Annotated in this window: 18 protein-coding genes and 3 pseudogenes; 14 read left to right on the forward strand and 7 right to left on the reverse strand. The window is 74.0% G+C overall.

The window, feature by feature from the left end; translation table 11 throughout:
- Positions 1-20 precede the first annotated feature (20 nt).
- A complete protein-coding gene (locus ABT112_RS05875; protein WP_351505982.1) occupies positions 21-563 on the reverse strand; it encodes a GNAT family N-acetyltransferase in 543 nt (180 codons plus the stop codon).
- A gap of 67 nt (positions 564-630) precedes the next feature.
- On the opposite strand from ABT112_RS05875, the gene ABT112_RS05880 reads away from it, so the two are divergent.
- Entirely contained in the window at positions 631-1,434 is an 804-nt protein-coding gene (locus tag ABT112_RS05880; RefSeq protein WP_351505984.1) for an exodeoxyribonuclease III, read from the forward strand.
- A 166-nt stretch (positions 1,435-1,600) separates the two neighbouring features.
- Complete coding sequence (locus tag ABT112_RS05885; protein ID WP_502975250.1) at positions 1,601-2,131, forward strand: DUF309 domain-containing protein; 531 nt, start codon at positions 1,601-1,603, stop codon at positions 2,129-2,131.
- A 382-nt stretch (positions 2,132-2,513) separates the two neighbouring features.
- On the opposite strand, the gene ABT112_RS05890 is transcribed toward ABT112_RS05885, so the two are convergent.
- Together ABT112_RS05890 and ABT112_RS05895 are read right to left on the reverse strand one after the other, a co-directional pair.
- Positions 2,514-2,759, reverse strand: coding sequence for a DUF2277 domain-containing protein (locus ABT112_RS05890; RefSeq protein WP_351505986.1), 246 nt, complete (start codon positions 2,757-2,759; stop codon positions 2,514-2,516).
- A gap of 136 nt (positions 2,760-2,895) precedes the next feature.
- Entirely contained in the window at positions 2,896-3,624 is a 729-nt protein-coding gene (locus ABT112_RS05895; protein ID WP_351506167.1) for a MerR family transcriptional regulator, read from the reverse strand.
- A 566-nt stretch (positions 3,625-4,190) separates the two neighbouring features.
- Here ABT112_RS05895 and ABT112_RS05900 point away from each other — a divergent pair.
- Both ABT112_RS05900 and ABT112_RS05905 read left to right on the forward strand, forming a co-directional pair.
- Positions 4,191-5,819 (forward strand): flavin-containing monooxygenase, encoded by a 1,629-nt coding sequence (locus ABT112_RS05900; RefSeq protein ID WP_351506169.1) that lies wholly within the window; start codon positions 4,191-4,193, stop codon positions 5,817-5,819.
- Positions 5,816-6,748: pseudogene (locus ABT112_RS05905) on the forward strand (alpha/beta fold hydrolase); the annotation flags it as partial. The gene ABT112_RS05900 and the pseudogene ABT112_RS05905, both read left to right, overlap by 4 nt.
- A gap of 292 nt (positions 6,749-7,040) precedes the next feature.
- Here the strand turns inward: ABT112_RS05905 and ABT112_RS05910 are convergent.
- A pseudogene (locus ABT112_RS05910) lies at positions 7,041-8,238 on the reverse strand (RNA-guided endonuclease InsQ/TnpB family protein); the annotation flags it as partial.
- Positions 8,239-8,417: 179 nt separating this feature from the next.
- On the opposite strand from ABT112_RS05910, the gene ABT112_RS05915 reads away from it, so the two are divergent.
- Positions 8,418-9,308: an SDR family oxidoreductase gene (locus ABT112_RS05915; RefSeq protein WP_351505990.1), complete on the forward strand. Its 891-nt coding sequence runs from the start codon at positions 8,418-8,420 to the stop codon at positions 9,306-9,308.
- Positions 9,309-9,518: 210 nt separating this feature from the next.
- Here ABT112_RS05915 and ABT112_RS05920 read toward each other — a convergent pair whose 3' ends face one another.
- Positions 9,519-12,953 (reverse strand): S41 family peptidase, encoded by a 3,435-nt coding sequence (locus ABT112_RS05920; RefSeq protein ID WP_351505992.1) that lies wholly within the window; start codon positions 12,951-12,953, stop codon positions 9,519-9,521.
- Between the two features lie 264 nt (positions 12,954-13,217).
- On the opposite strand from ABT112_RS05920, the gene ABT112_RS05925 reads away from it, so the two are divergent.
- Positions 13,218-13,814, forward strand: coding sequence for a TetR/AcrR family transcriptional regulator (locus ABT112_RS05925; protein ID WP_351505994.1), 597 nt, complete (start codon positions 13,218-13,220; stop codon positions 13,812-13,814).
- 206 nt (positions 13,815-14,020) lie between these two features.
- Complete coding sequence (locus tag ABT112_RS05930) at positions 14,021-16,396, forward strand: MMPL family transporter (protein WP_351505996.1); 2,376 nt, start codon at positions 14,021-14,023, stop codon at positions 16,394-16,396.
- A gap of 192 nt (positions 16,397-16,588) precedes the next feature.
- Here the strand turns inward: ABT112_RS05930 and ABT112_RS05935 are convergent, their stop codons facing one another.
- Positions 16,589-18,613, reverse strand: coding sequence for an MDR family MFS transporter (locus ABT112_RS05935; protein ID WP_351505998.1), 2,025 nt, complete (start codon positions 18,611-18,613; stop codon positions 16,589-16,591).
- A 350-nt stretch (positions 18,614-18,963) separates the two neighbouring features.
- Here ABT112_RS05935 and ABT112_RS05940 point away from each other — a divergent pair.
- From ABT112_RS05940 to ABT112_RS05970, 7 genes and pseudogenes are all read left to right on the forward strand, one after another.
- Positions 18,964-19,683 (forward strand): annotated as a pseudogene (locus ABT112_RS05940) (energy-coupling factor ABC transporter permease); the annotation flags it as partial.
- A gap of 77 nt (positions 19,684-19,760) precedes the next feature.
- Positions 19,761-20,267 (forward strand): PDGLE domain-containing protein, encoded by a 507-nt coding sequence (locus ABT112_RS05945; RefSeq protein ID WP_502975251.1) that lies wholly within the window; start codon positions 19,761-19,763, stop codon positions 20,265-20,267.
- 1 nt (position 20,268) lies between these two features.
- On the forward strand, positions 20,269-21,033 hold the full coding sequence (cbiQ, locus tag ABT112_RS05950; RefSeq protein WP_351506000.1) for a cobalt ECF transporter T component CbiQ: 765 nt from the start codon (positions 20,269-20,271) through the stop codon (positions 21,031-21,033).
- A 119-nt stretch (positions 21,034-21,152) separates the two neighbouring features.
- A complete protein-coding gene (locus ABT112_RS05955; RefSeq protein WP_351506003.1) occupies positions 21,153-21,953 on the forward strand; it encodes an energy-coupling factor ABC transporter ATP-binding protein in 801 nt (266 codons plus the stop codon).
- 102 nt (positions 21,954-22,055) lie between these two features.
- Positions 22,056-22,532, forward strand: a complete 477-nt coding sequence (locus ABT112_RS05960) for an organic hydroperoxide resistance protein (protein WP_351506004.1) — start codon at positions 22,056-22,058, stop codon at positions 22,530-22,532.
- Between the two features lie 143 nt (positions 22,533-22,675).
- Positions 22,676-23,839, forward strand: coding sequence for a serine hydrolase domain-containing protein (locus ABT112_RS05965; RefSeq protein ID WP_502975256.1), 1,164 nt, complete (start codon positions 22,676-22,678; stop codon positions 23,837-23,839).
- A gap of 477 nt (positions 23,840-24,316) precedes the next feature.
- Positions 24,317-24,901, forward strand: coding sequence for a hypothetical protein (locus ABT112_RS05970; protein ID WP_351506006.1), 585 nt, complete (start codon positions 24,317-24,319; stop codon positions 24,899-24,901).
- Positions 24,902-25,109: 208 nt separating this feature from the next.
- On the opposite strand, the gene ABT112_RS05975 is transcribed toward ABT112_RS05970, so the two are convergent.
- The gene (locus ABT112_RS05975) at positions 25,110-25,586 is read right to left on the reverse strand and encodes an ATP-binding protein (RefSeq protein WP_351506008.1); all 477 of its coding nucleotides are present in this window, start codon (positions 25,584-25,586) and stop codon (positions 25,110-25,112) included.
- Between the last annotated feature and the right edge of the window lie 49 nt (positions 25,587-25,635).

The following is a 25,635-nucleotide window of genomic DNA, read 5'->3' on the forward strand; positions in this document are numbered from 1 at the left end:
CTCACGGTGCCCGGCGGAGCTCACCGGTCCTGGGGGGTCCGGGCGGACGGCTCCGGCGGACGTCCCCGGCCGGAGGCGGCCGGGGTGCCGAGCGGCTTGGCGAAGCAGCGGCTCAGGGACTCGTGGCGGTAGAGGCCGAACTTCGGTACCGCGGGGGCGTAGCCGCTGGAGGTGTAGAGGGCGATGGCCTCGGGCTGCTTGGTGCCGGTCTCCAGGACCATGCGCTGCCGGCCCGCCTGCCGGGCGCTGTCCTCCAGCGCGGCCAGGACCCGGCGTGCCAGCCCCCGCCCGCGGGCGTCGCGCACCACGAACATCCGCTTGATCTCGGCGTCGCCGTCCGCGTAGCCCTCGGCGCTCCCCTCCTGGGCGCGCCAGCCGCCGGACGCGACCGGCCGGCCCTCGTCGTCGTACACCACGAGGTAGAGCCCCCGGGGCGGATCGAACTGTGACGGATCCATCGGGGTGAGATCGCCGTCGCCGTAGCGTTCGGCGTACTCCAGCTGTACCTCGGCATTGAGCCTTACGGCGGCGGGGTGGTCGTAGCGGACCGGGTGGATCTGCATGGGGGCAATCGTACGGTTGTGCGGGCCGTGTCCGGGGGCGCCGCGCGGTGGTCGGTATCGTGCCGGGATGCTCACTGTGACGACCGTGAATGTGAACGGGCTCCGTGCCGCCGCCCGGAAGGGATTCCAGGAGTGGCTGGCGGCGACCTCCGCCGATGTGGTCTGCCTCCAGGAGGTGCGGGCCGAGCCGGACCAGCTCTCCGCGCAGGTGCGGGAGCCCGACGGCTGGCACACGGTCCACGCTCCGGCGGCGGCCAAGGGCCGGGCCGGGGTGTCGCTCTACTCGCGGCGCGAGCCGGAGGGGGCGCGGATCGGCTTCGGCTCGACCGAGTTCGACGGCAGCGGCCGGTACGCGGAGATCGACCTGCCGGGCGTCACGGTCGCCAGCCTCTATCTGCCCTCGGGCGAGGTCGGCACGGAGCGGCAGGAGGAGAAGGAGCGCTTCATGGGCGAGTTCCTGCCGTATCTGAAGGGGCTCCGGGAGCGGGCGGCGGCCGACGGGCGCGAGGTGCTGGTCTGCGGCGACTGGAACATCGCGCACCAGGAGGCCGACCTGAAGAACTGGAAGGGCAACAGGAAGAACGCCGGTTTCCTGCCGGAGGAGCGCGGGTGGCTGACCCGGGTCCTGGAGGAAGGCGAGTACACGGATGTGGTGCGGCGGCTGCACCCGGACGTGGCGGGTCCGTACTCGTGGTGGTCGTACCGGGGGAAGGCGTTCGACAACGACAGCGGCTGGCGGATCGACTACCACATGGCGACGCGGGGCCTGGCGGACCGCGCGGTCAAGGCGGTCGTCGAGCGCGCCGCCAGCTATGACCTGCGCTGGTCGGACCACGCTCCGGTGACGGTGGCGTACACGACCGGGCACTGAGGCGACGGGCATTGAAGCGCTGGGTACTGGGACACCGGGTACTGGGATCTATTGGGACTGGCGACCCACCGGGCGCTGGGACCCACCGGGCACTGGGACCCACCGGGCACTGAGGCGTGGGTCCGGCGGACGGCCGGGGCGACCAGCGGCGGAGGACAATCGAGCTGTGAGCGACGAGAGCACCCGGGAGACCGGCACACCGGCAGACGACCGGCGAACCGCCGCGCGCCGGGACCGTGACGAGGAGGGACGCGCCCGCAACGCGCGCCCGCGCGACGGTCTGGGGCGGCCGCTGCCGTACGGGGCGGCGGGTGTGGAACGCCAGCCGGAGGGGGTGGTGCGGACTCCGGACGCCTCGCTCGCCGAGGCCCAGCAGTTGCTCGACGCCGGTATGCCGTTCCATGCGCACGAGGTCTTCGAGGACGCGTGGAAGTCCGCGGCGGGGCCCGAGCGCGCGCTGTGGAAGGGGCTGGCGCAGCTCGCCGTCGGGGTCACCCATGCCGCGCGTGGCAACCGGCGCGGTGCCGTGTCCCTGCTCCGGCGGGCGGCGGAGGTGATCGCCGCGGCCGAGGGGAATCCGCCGTACGGCATCGATGTCGCCGGGCTGGCGCGTTGGGCGCGGGGGTTCGCGGACGAGCTGGCCGCCGCGCCGGAGGGCGGGCCGGCGCCGGCTGCTTCGCCGCGGTTGCGGGGCTGAGCCGCGGTTGCGGGGCTGAGGGGCGCGGAAGGAGACGGCGGGGCAGCAGGAGGCCGGGCAGGGAGGAGCCGGGCAGGTTTCGTCGGCCCGGTGTGGTCTCGCCGGACCCGGTTCGGCTTGGTCCGGCTCTGCTCGATCCGGAGCGGCTTGCGCCCGACCCGACCCGGCTCGATCCGACCTGACCAGGCCCGATCCGACCTGGCCCGATCCGACCAGGACCGCGACCGGGACCGATCTGACCGGGCGATCCGACCAGACCCGATCCGGCCCGACCTGGCCCGACCCGATCCGACCAGACCCGATCCGGCCCGACCCGGCCCGGCCCGGCCCGACCCGGCCCGATCCGGCTCAGCCCGATCCGGCACAGCCCCGGCGGAGGGCGTCAGGCCGTCGCGTCCGTCCGGGGGCGACGGTGGCCTCCGGAGCCCCGGATCTCCAGCTCGGCGAGGAGTTGCTCGGTGGCTCCGGCGACGGCGTCCACGGCCCGGTCGAAGACGGCCTGGTTGTGGGCGGCCGGGGCGCGGAACCCCGAGACCTTGCGGACGTACTGCAATGCGGCCGCCCGGATGTCCTCGTCGTCGACGTGGTCCATGGCGGGCGGGCGGAGCGTCTTGATGCTGCGGCACATGCCACCAGTGTGCTCCGGCGCGGGGGTGCGGCGCGGTTCGGTCGCCGGATGGACCGTCGGCCGTCCGTACGGGGCGGCACACGGCGGCCCGTACCGGTCCGCACGCTCGTGCCGGCTCGTGCCGGGCCGGTCCCGCTCAGCTGTCGGGCTCCTGCGGGAGCTCCTTCCGCCAGGCGTCCAGTTCGGCCCGGATCCTGCGGTCCAGGGCCATCGAGAGCTCGGCGTCGACGACGCCCTTGGCCAGCGGGCGCAGCCGCTCCACGGTGGCCGCGATGTCCGCCGTCTCCTCGGCGCCCGGCGGCTCGCCCGCCGCGGCCCGGGTGAGGGCGTCCGACACCACATGGGCGCGGACGAGGGAGGTGAACAGCTCGGCCAGGGCGTCGGTGTGGGTGCGGACGGCGCGGGCCGTGGCGAGGACGGCGGCGAGCGGGATGCCCTTCTCGACCAGCGTGCTGGAGGTGTCGAGCAACCGTCTGCTGACGTGGACGAGTTCGTCCCCGTCCACCGTCAGATAGCCCAGGTCGAGGGCTTCGGCGAGGTTCTCGGCGGTGACGTGCTCCGCGAAGTAGTCGGAGAGCGCCTCGGGGGTGAGGCGGACCGGGGTCTCGTCGGTCCAGGTGGCGCCGATGGCGTTCTCCAGGCCCAGGAGTTCGCCGACGTCGCGGCCGTTCTCGAACGCCGTGAGAAGTTCGGCGATGCCGCCCAGGGTGTGGCCGCGCTCCAGCAGGGCGCCGATGGTCCGCAGCCGCGCGAGGTGGTGGTCGTCGTACCAGGCGATCCGGCCCTCGCGGCGCGGCGCGGGCAGCAGCTTCCGCTCGCGGTAGAAGCGCAGGGTGCGGACGGTGATGCCGGCCTCCGCGGCCAGTTCCGCCGTCCGGTACTCGGTCCGCGGCGCGCGGGAGGGCTCGCGCGGTTGCGCGGAGCGGGCGTGCGCCTCGGGACTCGGGGCGGGGGGTGCGTGCCTCCCGGCACTCGGGGCGGACGGTTCGTTCCCTGCGGGCGGGCCGCTCGTCCCGGGCGGTTCGTCGTTACCGGGAGAGCGCTCCGGCGCCGGGGCGCTGCCGACGGCCGGGTCCGGGTGGCCGGAAGGGCTCGTCGGGTCTCGCCGACCCGGCGCCGTCGGGGCGTGGTCCCCCGGCCGGCGGTCCTGTGCGCTCCGTGTTTCCTCTGTCTCGGCCACACCGGAAGCCTATGCCGTGCCACCGAAGGGCCGGGGGCGCACGAATGTCGGCCCGGAGCCGGAGCCGGAGCCGGAGCCGGAGCCGGAGCCCGAGCCGGAGCCCGAGCCGGCCGGGCCCGCCTCCGGGCCGGTGCGACCGGCGGTAACTTCCGCTGCCGAACCCCTACCCCTCAGTACGTTCCTGCTTTACGCTCCCGATCGTGCCAGTGATTGGTGGCGCGATCGTTTCCGGACGTTGGGAGGCGGCGGTCATGGCCGGACCGAAGGACGAACACGCACATGTCCGAGTCGCGGTGATCGGCTCGGGCTTCGGCGGTCTGGGGGCCGCCGTCCGGCTGCGCAGAGCCGGGATCACCGACTTCACGGTCCTGGAGCGGGCCGGCGCGGTCGGCGGCACCTGGCGGGACAACACCTACCCGGGCTGCGCGTGCGACGTCCCCTCGCACCTCTACTCGTTCTCGTTCGCCCCGGATCCGCAGTGGCCGCGGAGCTTCTCCGGGCAGCCGCACATCCGGGCGTATCTGGAGCGGGTCGCCGACACCTTCGGGCTGCGCCCGCACCTCCGCTTCGACTCCGAGGTCCTGGCCATGCGCTGGGACGGCGACGCGCTGCGCTGGGAGATCGACACCGCGTCCGGGCCGCTCACGGCCGATGTGGTCGTCTCCGCGACCGGCCCGCTCTCCGACCCCAAGGTCCCCGACATCCCGGGTCTGGACTCCTTCCCCGGCGCGGTCTTCCACTCCGCGCGCTGGGACCACGGCTACGACCTGCGCGGCAAGCGCGTCGCCATGGTCGGCACCGGCGCCTCGGCGATCCAGATCGTGCCCGAGATCCAGCCGGTGGTCGGGGAGCTCACCCTGTTCCAGCGCACCCCGGCCTGGGTGGTGCCGCGCCTGGACCGGCGGATCACCGAGCTGGAGCAGCGGCTGCACACTCGGCTGCCGGCCACCGGGGCCCTGCGCCGCGCCCTGCTGTGGGGCATCCGGGAGCTCCAGGTCGGGGCCTTCACCCGGCACCCCGGCCGGCTCGGCCTGCTGGAGGCCCTGGCCTCGGCGCACATGAAGAAGGCCGTCAAGGATCCGGCGATGCGGGCGGCCCTCACCCCGGACTACCGCATCGGCTGCAAGCGCATCCTGCTGTCCAACGACTACTATCCGGCGCTCGCCCGGCCCAATGTCTCGCTGGTCGCCTCGGGGCTGCGGGAGGTCGACGGTCCGGCCCTGGTCGCCGCCGACGGCACCCGCACCGAGGCGGACGCCATCGTCTTCGGCACCGGATTCCACGTCACCGACATGCCGATCGCCGAGCGGATCACCGGCGCCGACGGCCGGACGCTCGCCGAGGAGTGGAAGGGCGGCATGCAGGCGCTGCGCGGCGCCAGCGTCCCCGGCTTCCCGAACTTCCTCACCGTGATCGGCCCCAACACCGGCCTCGGGAACAGCTCGATGATCCTCATGATCGAGGCGCAGCTGAACTATCTGACCGACTTCCTCGGCCAACTCGGCACGCTCGGCGGGCGGGTGGCGCTCGACGCCCGGCCGTCCGCCGTCCACGCCTACAACCGGCGGCTCCAGGAGCGGATGCGGCGGACCGTGTGGAACACCGGTGGCTGCGACAGCTGGTACCTCGACGCGTCCGGCCGCAACACCACGGTGTGGCCCGGGACGACCGCCGAGTTCCGCAGGGCGACGCGGGAGGTGAACCTCGCCGAGTACGCGGTGCTGCGCCCGCCGCGCGACCCGGGCGGGGGCGCCGCGCCGGCCGCCGTGGCAGGTTCCGGCGGGGCGGGTTCCGGCGGGGTGGGTTGCGATGGGGCTGGTTCCGACGGGGCGGGTTCCGATGGGGCCGGTTCCGACGGGGCGGGGGAGGGCGTCCGGTGAGCCGCCGCACGACGTTCCCGGCCGCGGCCTTCCTGCCGCCCACGCCGGTGCGCGAACTCACCGCCGATTCCACGCACGGGACCCGGCTGCACATCGAGGTGCACGGGCCCGAGGGCGCGCCCGCGGTCGTCCTCGCCCACGGCTGGACCTGTTCGACCGCCTTCTGGGCGCCGGTCGTCCGGGCCCTCACCGCAGACCACCGGGTGATCCTCTACGACCAGCGCGGCCACGGCCGCACCCCCGCGACCGGCCCCGGCGGGTACGGCACGGACGCCCTCGCCGACGATCTGGAGGCGGTGCTCGGCGCGGCGCTGGCCCCCGGCGAGCGCGCGGTGCTCGTGGGGCATTCCATGGGAGGCATGACGCTCCTGGCCGCCGCCGGCCGAGCGGTGTTGCAGGAGCGGGCCGCCGCGGTGCTGCTGTGCAGCACCGGGAGTTCGCGGCTGCTGCGGGAGGCGCTCGTGCTGCCGCTGCCCTGGGCGGGCGCGCGGTACCGGGCGCACCGCGCGCTGCTCGGCTCCCGCGCCCCGCTCGGTCCGGTCACGCCGCTGGCCCGGCGGGTGCTCCGGTACGTGACGATGGGCCCCGGCGCGGACCCGGGCGCGGTGGACGCCTGCGCCCGGATCGTGCACGCCTGCCCGCGCACCGTCCGCGCCCGCTGGGCGCATGTCCTCGCCGAGCTGGACCTGGACGGGCGGGCCGCGCGGCTCGCCGTCCCGGCCGCGGTGATCGTGGGCACGGCCGACCGGCTCACCCCGCCCGTGCACGCCCGGCGGCTGGCGGCCGCGCTGCCGCACTGCACGGGCCTCACCGAGCTGCCCGGCATCGGCCACATGACGCCGGTGGAGGCACCGGAGACGGTCATCGGGGCGATCCGGGAGCTGGTACGGGAACGGCTCACCGGGGCGGGTCCGGAGGCCGGGTCCGTCGGCACGACGGACATCGGCACGACGGGCGCCGCGACCGGGCCGGGGGGACGGGGGAGCACGGACGCGGGGAGCGACGCGGGGAGCGAGGCCGCGTCCGTGCTCCCGGGGAACGCCTCCGCAGCGGGGAGCGCGTCCGTTCCGACGAGCGCGTCCGTTCCGAGGGACGCGTCCGTAGCGGGGACATCCGTACCGGGAACCGCCGGCGGAGCCATGGGCCGAGGAGGAGACGGCTTGACTCCTCCCCCTCGTGAATGAGGGGGATTCCTAGCTCACGTCGCCTGCGGCCCTGCGGACCAGCAGGTCTTACACGATCAGCACTAGCCGGGTACGAGACCAGCCCGGACCAGCATGACGCGGGCGGAGTTCTTGTCTCTGGGTGAGACGGCTCCGCACGCGGTGCAGGCATACGTTCTCTCGGAAAGAGGTAGTGCGTGCTTGGTTCTCGCTCCGCACTGCGCACAGTCCATGGTGGTGTGCGCGGGGTGCACCAGATGCACGGCGCGGCCGTGCTTGCGGCCCATCTCGATCAGGGCCTTCTTCGTGGCGCCGATCGCCGCGTCCGCGGCCTTGCGGGCCATGGTGGTACGGCTGAGGAACTTCGGACGGAAGTCCTCCACGGCCAAAGCGTCGTGGCCGGTCACGACCTTCTTCGCCCACTTGCGGCCGGTGTCCTCGCGCCGGCGGGCGATCTTCTTGTGCAGCTTCGCCCGCAGCTTCCTCGCCTCGCGGTAGCCCTTCGAGGCGGCCTGCCCGTTCCTCGGCCTGCGCCGGGCCATCATGCGGTCGTACCGCGTCAGCTTCGCCGCAGCCTTCCTCCCGTGCTGCGCGTGGGGAAGGTCGTACGCCTCGGATGTGGTGGTCGCGGTCTCCCTGACACCCCAGTCGATGCCGATCACCCGGCCGGTGGCAGGCAGGTCCTCGGTCTGCGCGGGGACAACAAAGCTCGCCCACCAATGCCCCACACTGTCGCGGTACACGCGCACGCTGGACGGCGGCCCGGGCAGCTCACGCGACCACACCGGGCGCAGGACGATCCCGCCCGCGAGGTGCAGGCGCCCGTCCTTCAACCGGAATCCACGCCGGGTGTAGTTCAGTGTCGCAAGGGCATCGCGCTTCTTCTTGTACCCCGGCATCCCGGCCCGCTGCCGCATCGGCAGCCGGTCCTTGATGTCCCCCAGCGCTTTGGACCGGGACTTGCCGAAGTCGCGTACGACCTGCTGCTGCGGAACCGAGCTTCCCTCACGCAGCCACGGCGTCACCCGACGGGCGCCGGTCAGCATCCTGTCCAGCTGAGCCGGTCCACAGGTCAGCTTCTCACCGGTGTCCTTCGCCGCTTGGTGGAGCTGCTGGGACTTCGCGACGCACTCATTCCACACCCAACGGCACCGGTCCCACTCGACTTCGAGGGCGCGCCGGGCCGTCACCGACAGGCGAACACGGAAGGTGTACCGGGCGTGCCCGGCGTTCCCCGTCCTCGCTTCCGTCGTCATGCATCCGAACCTATCCGGGAGGACTGACAGTTGAGCCCTATCGATCTTCGCGGTGTTCCTCACCAGCGCGGATGGCGGACACCGAATCACCCAGCAGCGATTCGGCCTTCCCTGCCCCGCTCTGCGGGAAGCCGGATTCCTCGCCAGGCTGAAGCCTGGGGCATCCTCCGGGAGATCCGGTGAACGCACAGGGAAGGCTGGAGGGCCGGGTCGCGGTGGTGACCGGTGCCGCCCGCGGGGTCGGCGAGCGGCTGGCCCGCAAACTCGCCGCGCGCGGCGTGCGCGTCGCGCTGCTCGGCCTGGAGCCCGAGGAGTTGCGGCAGGTCTCCGACCGGCTGCCCACCGAATCCGCGTACTGGCCGGTGGACGTCACCGACGCCGCGGCCATGGAGCGCGTCGCCCGGGAGGTGACGGAGCGCTTCGGCCGGGTCGACATCGTGGTGGCCAACGCGGGGGTGGCGCAGGGCGGTCCGTTCGCGGACTCCGACGCCCGGTCCTGGAACCGGGTCGTCGAGGTCAACCTGCTGGGCAGCGCCACCACGGCCCGCGCCTTCCTGCCGGCGCTGCTGGACAGCCGCGGGTACCTCCTCCAGATCGCCTCGCTGGCCGCGATCGTCCCGGCGCCGCTGGGGTCCGCGTACTGCGCCTCCAAGGCCGGGGTGGAGGCGTTCGCGCACTGTCTGCGCGCCGAGGTCGGCCACCGGGGCGTCGCGGTCGGCGTGGGCTATCTCAGCTGGACCGACACGGACATGGTGCGCGGCGTCGACGAGGACGCGGTGATGCGGGAACTGCGGCAGCGGCTGCCCTGGCCGTCCAACCGCACCTATCCCCTGGGTCCGGCGGTCGACCGGCTGGTCGCGGGCATCGAGCGGCGCTCCGCGCAGGTGTACGCGCAGTGGTGGCTGCGCGGCATGCAGGGCGTCCGCGGGGTGCTGCCGGGTCTCATCGCGGCCGTCGGCGCCCGGGAGATGCGGCGCTTCGCGCCCCGGCTCGCGGCGACCAGCGGGGCGCGCGCCGGTCTGGTGGGCGCCGGGGGAGCGGCGGACGAGAAGACGCGCGTGGACGGGTAGCGGTGCGAACGGGCCGGTGGCGGCCCGTTCGTGCCGGACGGGCCGGGTGCGGCGCACGGGAATCGGCGGCCCGCGGGTGACCGGGCGCTCGCTCCGGGGGCCGAGGCGCCGGTGGCCGAGCGTGCCGGTGACCGAGTGTGCCGGTGACCGAGCGCCCCGGGGACCGGCCGCCGTGTCCGGGCCGGCTCCCCGCCCGTCAGCAACCGCTCGTCAGCCCCCGTCCCGGGGCGGCAGTTCCGGCCGCCGCAGGTCCGGTACGCGCGAGTGGTCCGGCGGGACCACCGGCGGATGCTGTTCCAGCAGGTCGAGCGCGATCTCCACGGCGTCGTCCAGCTGCCGGTGCCGGCCCTCGGCCCAGTCCAGCGGGGTGCGCTCCACCTCGATGTCCGGCTCGACGCCGTGGTTCTCCACGCCCCAGCCGTAGCCCTCGAACCAGGCGGCGTTCATCGGCACCGTGATGACCGTGCCGTCGCCGAGCCGGTGCCGGCCCGTCATGCCGACGACGCCGCCCCAGGTGCGCAGGCCCACCACCGGCCCCAGGCCCAGGAGTTTGAAGGCGGCGGTGATCATGTCGCCGTCGGAGGAGGTCATTTCGTCGGCGAGGCCGACGACCGGGCCGCGCGGGGCGTCCGACGGGTACGACACCGGCTGGGCGTCGCGTGTCAGGTCCCAGCCCACGATGGTCCGGGTCAGCTTCTCGACGACCAGCTCGCTGATGTGGCCGCCCGCGTTGCCCCGGACGTCCACGATCAGCGCCTCCCGCGCCATCTCCATCCGCAGGTCCCGGTTGAACTGGGCCCACCCGGAGCCGCCCATGTCGGGGATGTGCAGATAGCCGCACCGCCCGCCGCCGGCCTCCCGGACCACCGCGCGCCGTTTGGCCACCCAGTCCTGGTAGCGCAGCGGCCGTTCGTCGATGAGCGGCACGATCGCCACGCGCCGGGGCGGTCCGGTGCCCCCGGGCGGTTCGAAGGTCAGCTCCACGGTGGTGCCGCCGGCGCCCGCCAGCAGCGGGAACGGGCCGGTCACCGGGTCGACCGGGCGCCCGTCGACATGGGTGAGGACGGCGCCCTCGCGGATGCCCGACCCGGCCAGCGGGGAACGGGCCCGGGAGTCCGACGACTCACCCGGCAGGATGCGGGACACCGCCCAGCGGCCGTCCCGGGTGTGCGTGAAGTTGGCGCCCAGCAGCCCGATCGGGCGCTGGTAGTGCGGCGGGCCCTCGTTGCGCCGGGCGGGGGCCACGTACGCGTGGGAGGTGCCCAGTTCGCCCAGCACCTCGCGCAGCAGATCGGCGAACTCGTCGGGCGAGGCGACCCGTTCGACCAGCGGCCGGTACTGGTCCAGCACCCCGTCCCAGTCGACGCCGCACATGTGGCGCTCCCAGTAGTAGGCCCGGACGATCCGGCCCGCCTCCGCGTACGCCTGCCGCCACTCGGTCTCCGGGTCCACCTCGTGCATGATGCGCCGCAGGTCGAGGTGGACGGTGGAGTCGCTGTCGCCGGTCTCGGTCGCCGGGACCGCGCTCAGGTCGCCGTCGTCGTTGACGACCAGCCGGGTGCCGTCGCCGCTGACCGCGAACCAGTCGAGGCCGGAGGCCAGTTCGGTGCGCTTGGCCCGTACGACGTCGAAGTGCTCCAGCGTCGGGCGGCCCGTGGTGTCCGCCGGGTGCGCGAACGTCTCGCCGAGCGCGCCGGAGATCGGCCAGCGCAGCCACACCAGCCCGCCGCCGGCGACCGGGCGCAGCGCCGAGTACTTGGAGGCGGCGACCGGGAACGGGGTGACCCGGCTGGCCAGTCCCTCGGCCTCCACCAGCACCGATCCGTCGCCCTGGGTGTCCACCGGGTCCAGGCCGCCCGCGGCGGTCCGGCCCTCCGCCGACAGTGCGAAGGGCGAGGGTGTCGCCGAGGACAGCGGGACCAGGTAGGGGCGGCAGCCGAGCGGGAAGGAGAGGTCGCCGGTGTGCACGTCGTACACCGGGTCGAAGCCGCGCCAGGAGAGGAACGCCAGATAGCGGCCGTCGCCGGTGAACACCGGCTCCTCGTCCTCGAACCGCCCGCCTGTGACGTCGATGATGTGCCGGTCGGTCAGCCGGGCCAGTTTGATCTGGCGGAGCGACCGGCCGATGCCCGGGTGGGACCAGGTGAGCCAGGCCGAGTCGGGGGAGAAGGCGAGGTCCTTCACCGGTCCGTTGGCCGAGCGGATCACCTCGGTGACCTCGGCCTCCTGCTGCTCGGCGCGGGGGTCGGCGGGCCCGTCGGGAGGCGCGGCCGTCCCGCCTTCGCCGACCGTCCCGCCCTCGTCCTCCGTCCCGCTCCCGTCGTCCGGTCCGCCGCCGGCCGTCGCCGCGGGCTCGGCGGGCACCCGGAGGACCAGCAGCCGTCCGTCGTGCGTGGCCACCGCCAGCCGCTGCCCGTCGGGGGACGCGACCAGTCCGTGCACCCGGCCGAGCGCTCCGGCGGCCATCCGCTGCGGGGCCCCGGGGGTGCCCGCCCGGGGCAGCGGCGCGATCTCCACCGCGTCCTCGCCCTCGGCGTCGGTGAGGTAGGCGACGCGCCCCGTCGGGCCGAGGATCTCCGGCAGCCGGATCCGTACGCCCGGCACGTCGGTGATGGTGCGGGCCGGTCCGTCGCGGTGGGTCAGCCAGTAGAGGCTGCCGCGCACACAGATCGCGCTGGCCCGGCCGGTGTCGTCCACGGAGAGCGAGTCGACGTGGGAGGAGGCCGGGATCTGGTAGCGGCGGCGCCCGGCCCGCGGACCGCCGAGCCGGACCTCCAGCTTCCGCGGGGCCCCGGCGGGGGAGAGGTCCTCGGCCAGCCAGAGGTCGCCCGCGCACTGGTAGACGACCCGGGAGCCGTCGGTGGACGCGTGGCGGGCGTAGAACCGGTCGTGGTCGGTGTGCCGCCGCAGGTCGGAGCCGTCCGGGAGACAGGAGTAGAGATTGCCGATGCCCTCGTGGTCGGAGAGGAAGGCGATCCGGCCGGCCACGAACATCGGGCAGTCCAGATGGCCGTTCAGCTCCGGCAGCAGCCGGCGGCCGTGCAGGAACAGCCGCCCGGTCGCGCCGCCCCGGTACCGCTTCCACGAGGCGGGCTCGTGCGGGGGCTTGCCGGCGAGCAACAGGGTGCGGTGCTCGGTGGTGCCCTCCGCCGCAGCGCCCGGGGGCTCGCCGGGGCCGCCCGCCGCGGCGTCCGCGACGGCGACGTCCGCGACCGCGATGTCGGAGATCGGGCCCCACGGCAGCCGTCCGCCGGGGCCGCCGTCCGTGGGCACCTTGTAGCCCCAGGAGTAGTAGGAGAACGGCTGCCCGTGGGAGGCCACCGCGAGGATGTGCCCGTCCGGGGTCCAGCCGCAGACCCGGGTGTCGGTGCTGCCCCAGTAGGTGAGGCGGCGGGCGGGCCCGCCCGCTACCGGGGCGAGATGGATCTCCGGGTCGAGGCTGCGCCAGGTGGTGAAGGCGATCAGGGTGCCGTCGGGGGAGAAGCGGGGGTGGCCGACGCGGGTCCGGTCGACGGTGATCCGGTGCGCCCGGCCGGGCGTCGCTCCCGCAGCGGGGAGGGGCGCCACCCACAGGTCGTCCTCGGCCGCGAAGCACAGCAGGCCGTCGTGGAGGTGCGGGAACCGGAGGTACGCGCCGTCGCTCACTGCAGTCCTCTGTTCGCTGCTCCGTCGCTTCCTCCCATGGTTTCGGCGGCGCCGGGCCCCGGCAACTCGTGGTCGCCCTCCGGCTCTGGCTCCGGGGCTGGGGGCCGGAGGGCCGTGTTGCCCGGCGCGGCCCCGGCGCATGCGCCCACCCGCCCTCGGTCACCGCTGATCATCCAGCGAAACGGTTGCGTTTCGATGGGGAGCGGCCTACCCTCCTGGTGTACGAAACCGTTTCGTTCGATGTTCCTTCGATGGGAGGTCCTGGTGACTTCGGCTTCCGGCGCACCGGCCCGGCGCACCCGGCTCACCCCCGAGCGGGAGAGCGAGCTCTACGCGGCCGTGCTCGACCTGCTCCGTGAGCAGGGCTACGACACCCTGACGATGGACGCGATCGCCGCCCGGACCCGTTCGAGCAAGGCCACGCTCTACCGCCAGTGGAAGGGCAAGCCGGAGCTGGTCGCCACCGCCCTGCGGCACGGCGGGCCGGTCCCGCTGGCGGGCATCGACACCGGGAGCCTCCGGGGCGACCTGGCCGAGATGGTGAGCTGCTCCAGCGACACCCAGATCGAGAAGGACACCGCCCTGCTCCGCGGGCTGGCCCACGCCGTCTACCGCAATCCCGACCTGCACCGGGCCCTGCGCGAGCTGGTCATCGAGCCCGAACTCACCGGGCTGGAGCGGATGCTGGGGCGGGCGGTCGACCGCGGGGAGATCCGCGCCGGGCATCCCGCGCTGGAGTTCGTCCCGCACATGCTGATCGGCGCCTTCGTGGCGCGGCCCCTGATCGACGACCTGCCGATGGACGTCGACTGCCTGGAGCAGTTCATCCACGCCGTCGTGCTGCCCGCCCTCGAATCCTGACGCCCTCCGACGCTCCGTCCCCGTCCCCGTCCCCCGGAGCACTGTCCCGCCCCTCCGACCTGCCCGTCCCTCCGACCCGCCGGCCCCTGTCCGTTCGACCGCACTCCGCACTGCCCGGATCCGACTTTCCTGACGCGCCGCTCTCGTCGTCGGGCCGTCTCAGTACGCCCTTTTCGACCCCTCGATCCCACGGGAGCAGTTCCGTCATGGCCACCTTCCTCTACCGACTGGGCCGGTTCTCCTACCGGCGCCGGTGGTTCGTCGCCCTCATATGGGTGGCGTTGCTGACCGCGGTCGGGTTCGGCGCCTCGTCCGCCGGCGCGCCGCCCGCCAACTCCTTCTCCATCCCCGGCACGGAGGCGCAGAAGGCCTTCGACCTGCTCGACGAGCGCTTCCCGGGCCTGCACGCCGACGGCGGCACCGCGCGCGTCGTCCTCCGCGCCCCCGACGGCGAGCGGATGACGGACCCGGAGCACAAGGCGGCGGCCGGGAAGGTCGTCCGCGAACTGCGGTCCGGATCCCAGGTGGCCGACGTCGTGGACCCCTACCGGGCCAAGGCCGTCAGCAAGGACGGGCGGACCGTCTACGCCCAGGTCACGTACCGGGTCTCCGGGTTCGAGCTGGAGGAGTCCTCGCGGGACGAGCTGAAGGAGGCGGGGCGGCACGGCCGGGACGCTGGCCTGACCGTCGAGATCGGCGGTGACGCCCTCCAGGTGATGCCGGAGAGCGGGGCCTCCGAGGTCATCGGGATCGCGGTGTCCGCCGTCGTCCTGGTCATCACCTTCGGCTCGCTGCTCGCCGCCGGAATGCCGCTGCTCACCGCCCTGATCGGGGTCGGCATCGGGGTGTCCGCCATCACCGCGCTCGGCAGCGCGCTCGATCTGTCGAGCACCACCGCCACGCTGGCCACGATGATCGGCCTCGCGGTCGGCATCGACTACGCGCTCTTCATCGTCTCCCGCCACCGGACCGAACTCGCCGAGGGCCGCGACGGGGAGGACGCGGTGGGCCGGGCCGTCGGCACCGCGGGATCCGCCGTCGTCTTCGCGGGCCTCACCGTGGTCATCGCCCTCGCCGGCCTCGCGGTCGTCGACATCCCGCTGCTGACCAAGATGGGCTTCGCCGCCGCGGGCACCGTCCTGATCGCCGTCCTCATCGCGCTCACCATGATCCCGGCGCTGCTGGGCTTCGCGGGCCGCCGCGTGCTGGGCCGCAAGGCCCGCCGCAGCGACGCCCCGCAGCCGGCGGACAAGCCCAACGGCGGGACCCGCTGGGCGCGTTTCGTGCTGCGCCGCCCGGTGACCGTGCTGCTGGCGGGGGTGATCGGCCTCGGGGTGGTCGCCGTCCCCGCGGCCTCCCTGGAGCTGGGCCTGCCCGACGACGGCGCGCAGCCGACGAGCACCACCCAGCGCAAGGCGTACGACATGCTGGCGGACGCCTTCGGCCCCGGGCTGAACGGCCCGCTGCTGCTGATGGTCGACGCCGAGGACAGCGACGACCCGCAGGCCGCCGTCCGCTCGGTGGCGAAGGCCGTCTCCCGGCTCGACGACGTCGCGGCGGTCACCCCGCCCCAGTTCAACAAGGGCGGTGACACCGCGACGCTGACCGTCGTGCCCGACTCCGAGCCGAGCAGCCTCACCACCGAGGACCTGGTCAAGGAGATCCGCGGGAAGACCCGCGACGCCGCCGCCGACGACGGTGCGGACCTCATGGTCACCGGCACCACGGCCATGAACATCGATGTCTCGCAGAAGCTCAACGACGCCCTCCTCCCCTACCTGGGGCTGGTCGTCGGCCTGGCCTTCCTGCTGCTGATCCTGGTCTTCCGGTCCATCCTCGTCCCGCTCAAGGCCGCTCTCGGCTTCCTGCTCTCGGTGGTCGCCGCCCTCGGCGCGGTCGTGGCGGTCTTCCAGTGGGGTTGGCTGGGCGACCTGTTCGGGGTCGAGCAGACCGGTCCGATCATGAGCATGATGCCGATCTTCCTGGTCGGCGTGGTCTTCGGCCTGGCCATGGACTACGAGGTCTTCCTGGTCACCCGGATGCGGGAGGCGTTCGTCCACGGGGAGCGGCCCGCTCAGGCGGTCGTGACCGGCTTCCGGCACGGGGCCCGGGTGGTCACCGCCGCCGCCGTCATCATGATCAGCGTCTTCGCCGGCTTCATCGGCAGCGACGAGTCGATGGTCAAGATGATCGGCTTCGGCCTCGCGGTCGCCGTCGCCTTCGACGCCTTCGTGGTGCGGATGACGATCGTGCCCGCGGTGCTGGCCCTGCTGGGCGGGAAGGCCTGGTGGCTGCCGCGATGGCTGGACCGGATGCTGCCGCAGGTCGACGTGGAGGGCGAGGGGCTGCGGAAGCACCTCGGGGACGCACCGACGGCCACCGCGGACGACGCGGCCGCGGCTTCGGACGACGCCGCGGGCGCCGCGGGGGTCCCGGCGGGACGTGCGGACGTCCCGGCCCAGGCCGGTGCCCCGGACGGTGCCGCCACTTCGCACGATGCCCCCACCTCGCACGATGCCTCTGCCCCCGCCGCTGCTCCGCGCCGTGACGAGGAGAGCGATCCGGAGTACAGCCGGACCTGAATCTCCGGGGGACGGGACAAGAGCGGCTCCGTCCCCCGGACCGCGCCGTGTCCCGTGGGGACGGGGAACGGCGCACCACGGGCCCGGCCGGTGGACTCCCCAGGGAGCCACCGGCCGGGCTTCGTTGTCCCCACCGGCCCGCTCCCAGTCCTGCCGCCCCCGTCAGCCCGCCGCCCGTCAGCCCGCCGCCCGTCAGACCGGCGTCCGGACGTACTGCGCCTCCGCCTCCTCCAGGAGTTCCGCCGCCAGGTGGTCCAGCGCCCGGTCCAGCCGGGCCCGGTCCGCCGGGTCGGTGACGTCCCAGTCCTCCAGCCGCTGGTCCAGCCAGTGCCGCCAGGCGGCGGTCAGCCGGTCGATCTCGGCCCGGCCGGCGGTCGTCAGCCGGAGCCCGTCGCCGTCCCGCAGCGCGTACCCCGCCTCCGCGACCTGCTGGAACACCGGATCCAGCACCTCCGTCGGCATCCGGTGCGCCCCGGCGATCTCGGTCAGGGACGCCCTGCCGCGCACCCGGGCCCGCCAGTGGATCTGGCCGATCGCCCAGGCCTGGCCGGGGGAGAGCGGACTGTCGCAGTCGGCCAGCAGCTCCCGGGTGACCGGCCCGCCGGTCCGGCGCATCACACCGGCCACGGCCCGCGCGAGCTGCTGGTCCGTGTCCGGGCTGTCGGGCGCGGCGAAGCCCTCGCCCAGGTCGGAGGCCTCCGCGCGGGCGCTGTCGCGCAGCGGCACCTCCTTCAGGAACAGCGCCACCGCGAAGCCGACCAGCGACACCGGGACCACCCAGAGGAAGACGTCGTTCACGGTGTCGGCGTACGCGTCGATGAACGGGGCGGCCCGCGCGTCCGGCAGCAGATGGAGCCCCTTCGGGCTGCGCACCAGCCCGTCCGGGACGCCGGGGGAGGCGGCGTGCGCCTCGGCGAGGTTCGGCTCCAGCCGGCTGGTGTAGAGGCTGCCGAAGACGGCGGTGCCGAAGGCGCTGCCCAGGGTGCGGAAGTACGTCACACCGGAGGTCGCGGCGCCCAGGTCGTGGTACGGCACGGTGTTCTGCACGGCGATCGTGAGCACCTGCATGGTCAGGCCGATCCCCAGCCCGAGCACGAACATGTAGAGCAGCTCCAGCCAGACGCCGGTGCTGCTGCCCATGGTGGACATCAGGAACAGCCCGAGTGCGGTGAGCGCCGAGCCCAGGATCGGGAAGATCTTGTATCTGCCGGTGCGGCTGACCACCTCGCCCGCGAGCAGGGCGGTGGTCAGCAGCCCGATGACCATGGGCAGGGTGCGCACCCCGGAGGCGGTGGCCGTGATGCCGTCGACGAACTGCAGATACGTCGGCAGATAGGTCAGGGCCCCGAGCATCGCGAAGCCGACGATGAAGCTGAGGATCGAGCAGACCGTGAAGACCGGATTCCGGAAGAGCTCCATCGGGAGCATCGGCTCCCGGGCCCGCAGCTCGACGAGGACGAACCCGGTGAGCAGCGCCACCGAGCCGAAGAGCAGGCCGATGACGGTCACGGAGGTCCAGGGGTAGGTGCTCCCGCCCCACTCCAGGCCCAGCACGAGGGCGGACGTGCCGAGCGCCGCCAGCACGATGCCCGCGTAGTCGATCACCGGGCGGGCCGCCGCGCGGATCACCGGGATGGTCCGGGCGGCCATGACGACCATGACGGCGGCGATCGGAATGTTGATGTAGAAGCACCAGCGCCAGGTTGCCTGGTCGGTGAAGACCCCGCCGAGGGTGGGGCCGACCACGGTGGTGATGCCGAAGACGGCGCCGAGCGCGCCCTGGTACTTGCCGCGCTGCCGCAGCGGGATGACGTCGGCGATCAGCGCCATCGCGGTGACCATCAGACCGCCGCCGCCGACGCCCTGGATCGCCCGGCCCCCGATCAGCATCGCCATGCTCTGCGCCGAGCCGGCCAGCAGGGAGCCCACCACGAAGATGCCCGCGCTCACCTGGAAGACGACCTTCCGGCCGAACATGTCGCCGAACTTGCCGACCAGCACGGTCGCGACGGTCTCGGTGAGCAGATAGGCCGTGATCACCCACGCCATGTGCCCGGAGCCGCCCAGCTCCGCCACGATCGTGGGCAGTGCGGTGGAGATGATGAGCTGGTCGAGGGCGGCCAGCATCAGCCCGAGGACCACCGTCGCGAACACGGCGTTGGTGCGGCGCCGGCTCAGCCGGGGCGGAGCGACGGAAGGACCGGCAGCCGTCAGCATGGCGTCGACCTCCCTCGCGGATCGCCTGCCCCGCGCCCCCCGGATGACTCCCGCGCGGCGTCCTCTCCAGGATTTGGTCAGAAGTCCGGCCCCGCCACCTCGGGCGGGCCCGCGCAGCCCGGATGTCCTGTGGAGCCCGTGTCCGCGGGCGCCGGGGAGACCGGTGCCCGAGCCGCCCCACCGGGCGCCGGGCCCCGCGTGGCTCTGCCGCGCCGGGCCTCATGGCTCTCCCGCGCCGGGCGCCGCCGTCCCGGACCCCCGCGTTCCGCGGCTGCTGCGCTCTTGCATATGGTTCGCACTCGGCGCCTATCATTGAATGTTCACCACAACGCCGGAGCGGAGCCCCGCCCATGCATGTCCCCGACGGATTCATCGACGCACCCGTGTCCGTGGCCACCGGCGTCGTCGCCGCCGCCGCGGTCGCCGTCAGCCTGCGCGGTGCCCGCCGTGAGCTGGACGAGCGCACCGCGCCGCTGGCCGGTCTCGTGGCGGCCTTCATCTTCGCCGTGCAGATGCTGAACTTCCCGGTCGGCGTGGCCACCAGCGGTCACTTGCTCGGCGGCGCGCTCGCCGCGATCCTCGTCGGCCCGTGCACCGGCATCCTCTGCGTGTCCGTGGTGCTGCTGATGCAGGCGGTGCTCTTCGCGGACGGCGGGCTCACCGCGCTCGGCGTCAACATCACCGACATGGCCGTGGTGACGGTGCTGGTCGCCTACGGGCTGTTCCGGCTGCTGGTGAAGGTGCTGCCGCAGAACCGCGGCTCGGTCACCGCCGCCGCGTTCGTGGCCGCCCTGGTCTCCGTACCGGCCGCCGCCGTCGCCTTCACCGGGCTCTACGCCCTCGGCGGGACGAAGGACGTGCCCCTGGGCACGGTGTTCGCCGCCATGGTCGGCGTGCACGTGCTCATCGGCCTCGGCGAGGCGGCGATCACCGCGCTGACGGTCGGAGCCGTGCTCGCGGTCCGCCCCGATCTCGTCTACGGCGCCCGCGGTCTGCGGCCCTCGCTGACCCTGCACACCTCGCCCGTCGCCGCCCCCGCAGCCCCGTCCGGTGCCACGGGGTCCGGCGCCACACCGTCCGGCGCCACCGCCATCGGACGGAAGCCCGCGGAGGACGGCCCGGCGCGCTCCGGGGAGGCGAGCGCCTGATGGCACGCACCGCGGACCACGACGAGAACGCCACAGCACCGCAGGCCGCCGAGCCGCAGGCCGCAGCGCCGCAGGCCACGGCATCGAAGGCCACCGCACCGCAGGAGGACGCCGCCATGGCCACCGGGACCCCGTCCGCACCGGAATCCGGCACGCCCGCGCCGGGGAAGCGCACCCGGCTCAGCACCCGGCGTCTGTGGATCACCGGTGTCCTGGCCGCGCTGCTGCTCGCGGGCGGCCTCAGCTACTACGCCTCCGCCAGCCCCGACGGCCTGGAGAAGGTCGCCGCCGACCACAAGATGGACACCAAGGTCGAGGCCCACACCTTCGCGAACTCGCCGCTCGCCGACTACCAGACCAAGGACGTCGAGAGCCCCCGGCTCTCCGGCGGCCTGGCCGGGGTGATCGGCGTCGGCGCGACCCTGCTCGTGGGCACCGGCTTCTTCTACGTCATCCGCCGCCGCAGCCCTGACACCGGTCCGGGCGACTCCGCCGCGTCCGGCTGACATGGGAGCGGGGCACGCCCACCGGCTCTACCGGCCCGGCGCATCGCCGGTGCACCGGCTCCCGGCGCAGTGCAAGATCGCGGCGGTGCTCTGCTTCGTGCTCGTCGTGGTCGCCACCCCGCGGGCGGCCGTCTGGGCCTTCGGCTGCTACGCGCTGCTGCTGGCCGGGGTGGCGGCCACCGCCCGCATCCCGGCCGGAGTGCTGCTGAAACGGCTGCTCATCGAGGTGCCGTTCGTGCTCTTCGCCTTCTTCCTGCCGTTCGTGGCGAGCGGCCCCCGGACCGAGGTGCTCGGCCTCCAGCTCAGCGTCTCCGGCCTCTGGGGCGCCTGGAACATCCTGGCCAAGGGCACCCTCGGCGTCGCCGCCTCCGTGCTGCTCGCCTCCACCACCGAGCTGCGCTCGCTGCTGCTCGGCCTCCAGCGGCTGCGGCTGCCCCCGCTCCTCGTCCAGATCGCCTCGTTCATGATCCGCTACGGGGACGTGATCACCGACGAGATGCGCCGGATGCGGATCGCCCGGGTCTCGCGCGGCTTCGAGGCGACCGGCCCGCGCCACTGGAAGGTGCTCGCCACCTCGGCCGGTGCGCTGTTCATCCGCTCCTACGAGCGGGGCGAGCGGGTGCACCTGGCGATGGTCAGCCGCGGCTACGCGGGCAGCATGCCGGTGATCGACGAGGTGACGGCGTCCCGCGCCCAGTGGGCGTGCGCCGCGGCCCTCCCCGCGGCGGCCCTGGCCGTCTGCCTGATGGGATGGACCCTTGTCTGAGGACCCGGACCGCTTGTCCGACGACGCATCCGACGACGCATCCGACGACGTGTCCGACGACGCATCCGACGACGTGTCCGACCACCTGGACTGCCCGATGGGATGGACCGCCTGATGGGATGGACCCCGTGACCGCCGACCCCGCCCCGGACCCCGCGCCCGCCGACGCCCCCGCGTCGCTCGAGGTCAGCCGCCTCGCCTACGCCTACCCCGACGGCCACCAGGCGCTCTTCGGCGTCGATCTGACCGTGGCCCGCGGCGAGCGGGTCGCCCTGCTGGGCCCCAACGGCGCCGGGAAGACCACCCTGGTGCTGCACCTCAACGGCATCCTCAGCGGCGGCGCGGGCAGCGTGAGCGTCGCCGGGCTGCCGGTGGCGCAGCCGAACCTCGCGGAGATCCGCCGCCGGGTCGGCATCGTCTTCCAGGACCCGGACGACCAGCTGTTCATGCCCACCGTCCGGGAGGACGTCGCGTTCGGACCGGCCGCCGCCGGGCTGCGCGGCCCGGAGCTGGAGGACCGCGTCGTCCGGGCGCTGGAGCGGGTCGGCATGGCGGAGTACGCCGCCCGGCCGCCGCACCACCTCTCGTTCGGGCAGCGGCGCCGGGTCGCGGTCGCCACGGTGCTCGCCATGGAGCCGGAGATCCTGGTCCTGGACGAGCCCTCGTCCAACCTCGACCCCGCCTCCCGCCGGGAGCTCGCCGACATCCTGCGGTCGCTGGACGTCACCGTGCTCATGGTCACCCACGACCTGCCGTACGCCCTGGAGCTCTGCCCGCGCTCGGTGGTGCTCAGCGGCGGCGTGATCGCCGCCGACGGCCGCACCCAGGACCTGCTGTGCGACGCGGATCTGATGCGCGCCCACCGGCTGGAGCTGCCGTTCGGCTTCGATCCGCGCTCGGTGACGGTGCCGGCCGGCTGACCGTACCCACGGTAGCTACCCCCCGGTAACTTAAGGGTCCGGCAGCCCGGTACGTTGAGCCCGATGATGTTGAACGCACCTGTTCACCTGTGAGGGCCCAGCATGCTCCAGGACCTCCCGACCGTTGCCCCGCCCCGGTCGGCGACCCCTGCTCCGATCCGGCCGACGGAGATCGTCTACCTGGCGGAGGCCACCGCGCACGGCGGCCGTGACGGCTTTCTCCGCACCCCCGACGGGCAGCTCGACGTCCGGGTCGGCATCCCCCGCGAACTGGGCGGCGACGGCGTGGGCACCAACCCCGAGCAGCTCTTCGCCGCGGGCTGGAGCGCCTGCTTCCACAGCGCCCTGGCCCTCGTCGGCGACCGCGCCGGGCACGACCTCACCGCCGCCACGGTCAGCGCCAAGGTGGGCCTCGGGCCCACGGAGGCCGACGCGTTCGGCTTCGACGTGGCGCTCCGGGTCTCCCTCCCGCTCCTCGACCAGGCGCTGGCCGAACGCTTCGTGGCCGAGGCCCGCCAGGTCTGCCCGTTCTCCAACGCCACCCGCGGCAACATCGACGTCTCGATCATGCTCTCCTGACGCTCCGTGGCCGGCCCGCTCCGCCGCCCCGGGCCGCCGGACGGGCCCCGCCGTCGGGCCGCCGGGGCGGCCCAGGCACCATGGGGAGGTTGTCGGGTTACGAGTCGTGGCAGGAGTACGCACCAGTGGTGGACGTCCAGGGCATGGTGGTGGACGGCTTCGAGCCGGTCCGGGACGCCTTCGTCCGTAACTTCGGCCTGCGCGGGGAACGCGGCGCGGCGGTCGCCGTCCACACCCGCGACGGGCAGGCGGTCGACCTGTGGGCGGGCACCGCCGACGCCGACGGCTCGGAACCCTGGCAGGAGAACACCGCGCAGATCGTCCGCTCCGCGACGAAGGGCGTTGCCGCCGCCGTACCGCTGATGCTGCATCAGCGCGGCCAGCTCGACCTGGACGCCCCGGTGGGCACCTACTGGCCCGAGTTCAAGGCGAACGGCAAGGAGCGGGTGCTCGTCCGGCATCTGCTCTCGCACCGCGCCGGGCTGCCGGTGCTCGACACCCCGCTCACGCCCGAGGAGGCCGCCGACGGCGTCAGCGGGCCCCGGGCGATGGCCGCCCAGGCACCCGCCTGGGAGCCCGGCACCGCGCACGGCTACCACGCCCAGACCTACAGCTGGCTGCTCGGCGAGCTGGTGCGGCGGATCACCGGCCGCACCATCGGACGCTGGATCGCCGACGAGATCTCCGGGCCGCTCGGCCTGGACCTGTGGCTCGGACTGCCCCCGGAGGAGGCCCACCGGGTCGGCCGGATCGCCGATGTCACGGCCCCCGAGCCGCCCGCCTCGCAGGGGCTGAAGGTCCGCCCCAAGCGCTCGGTCTCCGAGGCCTACCACGACCCCGACTCCCTCACCCGGCGCGCCTTCACCGCCATCGACCCGCTGCCGGACGAGAACGCCCCCGGCTACCGCGCGGCCGAACTCCCCGCCTCGGGCGGGATCGCCACCGCCCGCTCCCTGGCCCGGTTCTACGCCGCGCTGATCGGCCCGGTGCCCAGCGGCCGGTGTCTGCTGGCGCCCGCGACGCTCACCCTCGCGCGGACGGAGGAGTCCACCGGACCGGACCGGGTCCTCGTCGTCAACACCCGCTTCGGCCTGGGCTACATGCTGCACGGCCCGGCGTCCCCGCTCCTCGCGCCCGGCTCCTTCGGCCACCCGGGGCGCGGCGGCTCCCTGGCGTTCGCCGACCCGGAGTCCGGCATCTCCTTCGGCTACGTCACCAACGGCATGCAGCAGAACGTCACCGCCGACCCGCGGGCACAGGCCCTGGTCCGCGCGGTCCGGGACTGCCTGGACGCGCGACGGGGTTGAGCCGGCCCGCGGCGCGGGGCGCGGGGCGCCGGGGCCCGCGGCGCCGGGACAGGTCCGGGGGCGCCGGGCGCGGCGCACAGCCGCTCCCGGTGCCGGCGCCGGGCGGCGCTGCCGCCTGGGGGAACTCGGCAGCTCGCGGCCCCGGATGCCCCCGCGCATACGGTGCGACGGCCCGGGATGCACCGCGCTCGGTCCCGTTGGACGATGGAAGAACATCGTCCATGCCGTCGGCCGTGCGCCGGGCCGGGCAACCGGCCTCCGTTGCGTACGGCCGGGCATGGACGACCGACGCCGAGCCCTGCGGACGACCTGCCGGATCACCGCCGATCGCGTCGCTGAGCCGTCGAACGTGCGGCTGAGCCGTCGATCGCGCGGCTGAGCCGGGGTGTTCGCGAACCTGCTTCTCGCCGGTCCGGGCCGCCCGGACCCGTCGCCCGGCAGGGCCCCGCGTCGCACGCGCCGACGGAGGAGGCCACCATGTCCAGCCAGGCCCAGGAACGGCCGGGGCGGGCCGTAGCGGATCTGCCGTTCGAGACCGGCACGCTCGACATGCTCCCGGACAAGGGCATTTCCTTTCCCGAGCTCCAGGAGTTGGAGCTGGAGCCCAGGATCAGCCATATGCTCGGCCTCGGCCAGGACGTCACGCACACGGTGCGGGCGCTGTCGAAGACCATGACGTTCCAGGGGAAGCTGTTCACGGCGGCGCACGCCCCGATCGCCACCCTGGAGAACATCACGGTGACCGCGACCCAGGCGTCCGACCCGCACACCGGCGTCCCGTTCGTCCACGTCACGCTCGACTACTTCGCCACGTCGCACGGCTTCCGCACCGGCCGCGGCGCCCCGGGCGAACCGCTGGGCGCCCCGCAGGGCCTGTCCTTCCGGAACCAGGCCGGCGGCACCGTGTACTCCTGGGGTTTCCCGAACGACGACTTCCGCCTGGAGTGCGGGTGGGAGCGGCGGCACTGCTTCCACCACTTCTACGACAAGACCTTCGTCGGCTGGTTCGACGTGTGGGAAGGCATCCTCCACGAGGTGCGGGGCATCTTCTTCCGCTGCTGAGAGGCCCTTTGCGCCGGAGGCCCGCCGACGTCACGTGCCACCCCGGCGCCGAAGCACACCGCACCGTGCCGGACCGGCCCGGGGACCGCCGCCCCGGCGAAACCCCTCCGAAACGGCCCGGCCCCGCTTCTCCGTGTCTGCGCGGGGCCGGGCACCGGGGCGGGACTCGGCGTACACCCCCGGCCCGCCCCGCGCTCGGCAGCCTCCGTCAGACCTCGTCCGGATCAGCCCGTTCCGCTCCGGCCGCCGTCGCGATCTCGGCCCAGACGACCTTGCCGATGCCATGACGGCGGGGGTACACGCCCCAGTTCGCCGCCAACGCGATGACCAGGGCCAATCCCCGTCCGTGCTCGTCCTCGCCCCGGGCGTCGCGCGGCTCCGGGGGCTCGGTGCTCGCATCGGCGACCTCGATGCGCAGGCGGCCCGGCTGCCGGGCGAACCGCACACCGATCTCCCGCCCCGGTGGAACACGCGCGTGTACCTGGGCGTTGGTCATGAGCTCCGAGAGCACCAGGCATGCCGTGTCGACGGTGCGCGCATCCAGCTCCCACGCCGCGAGCCGGGTACGGACCACGGCCCGCGCCAGCGGAATGCTCCGCGGGGTGCGGGGGAATCGCCAGGTGGCCTCGGCGGAGGCGCGCACGGAGCGGGGAGCGGTCGCAGCCGCCCCGAGAGGTTCTGTCATGGTCGGCAGGATGCTGCGGGAGCCGGTGCGGTGACAGGGACGGGCGGTG

This window comes from Streptomyces sp. NPDC002055 (genome assembly GCF_040296705.1).
GTDB lineage: Bacteria > Actinomycetota > Actinomycetes > Streptomycetales > Streptomycetaceae > Streptomyces.

Bases quoted from the DNA above. Each gene is read 5' to 3' on its own strand.
- ABT112_RS05930 (WP_351505996.1), top strand. From the start codon at position 14,021: ATGGCCACCTTCCTCTACCGACTGGGCCGGTTCTCCTACCGGCGCCGG.
- ABT112_RS05890 (WP_351505986.1), bottom strand. From the start codon at position 2,759: ATGTGCCGCAGCATCAAGACGCTCCGCCCGCCCGCCATGGACCACGTC.
- ABT112_RS05935 (WP_351505998.1), bottom strand. From the start codon at position 18,613: ATGCTGACGGCTGCCGGTCCTTCCGTCGCTCCGCCCCGGCTGAGCCGG.
- ABT112_RS05900 (WP_351506169.1), top strand. From the start codon at position 4,191: ATGGCCGGACCGAAGGACGAACACGCACATGTCCGAGTCGCGGTGATC.
- ABT112_RS05945 (WP_502975251.1), top strand. From the start codon at position 19,761: ATGGCACGCACCGCGGACCACGACGAGAACGCCACAGCACCGCAGGCC.
- ABT112_RS05975 (WP_351506008.1), bottom strand. From the start codon at position 25,586: ATGACAGAACCTCTCGGGGCGGCTGCGACCGCTCCCCGCTCCGTGCGC.
- ABT112_RS05960 (WP_351506004.1), top strand. From the start codon at position 22,056: ATGCTCCAGGACCTCCCGACCGTTGCCCCGCCCCGGTCGGCGACCCCT.
- ABT112_RS05880 (WP_351505984.1), top strand. From the start codon at position 631: ATGCTCACTGTGACGACCGTGAATGTGAACGGGCTCCGTGCCGCCGCC.
- ABT112_RS05875 (WP_351505982.1), bottom strand. From the start codon at position 563: ATGCAGATCCACCCGGTCCGCTACGACCACCCCGCCGCCGTAAGGCTC.
- cbiQ (WP_351506000.1), top strand. From the start codon at position 20,269: ATGGGAGCGGGGCACGCCCACCGGCTCTACCGGCCCGGCGCATCGCCG.
- ABT112_RS05955 (WP_351506003.1), top strand. From the start codon at position 21,153: ATGGACCCCGTGACCGCCGACCCCGCCCCGGACCCCGCGCCCGCCGAC.
- ABT112_RS05965 (WP_502975256.1), top strand. From the start codon at position 22,676: ATGGTGGTGGACGGCTTCGAGCCGGTCCGGGACGCCTTCGTCCGTAAC.
- ABT112_RS05970 (WP_351506006.1), top strand. From the start codon at position 24,317: ATGTCCAGCCAGGCCCAGGAACGGCCGGGGCGGGCCGTAGCGGATCTG.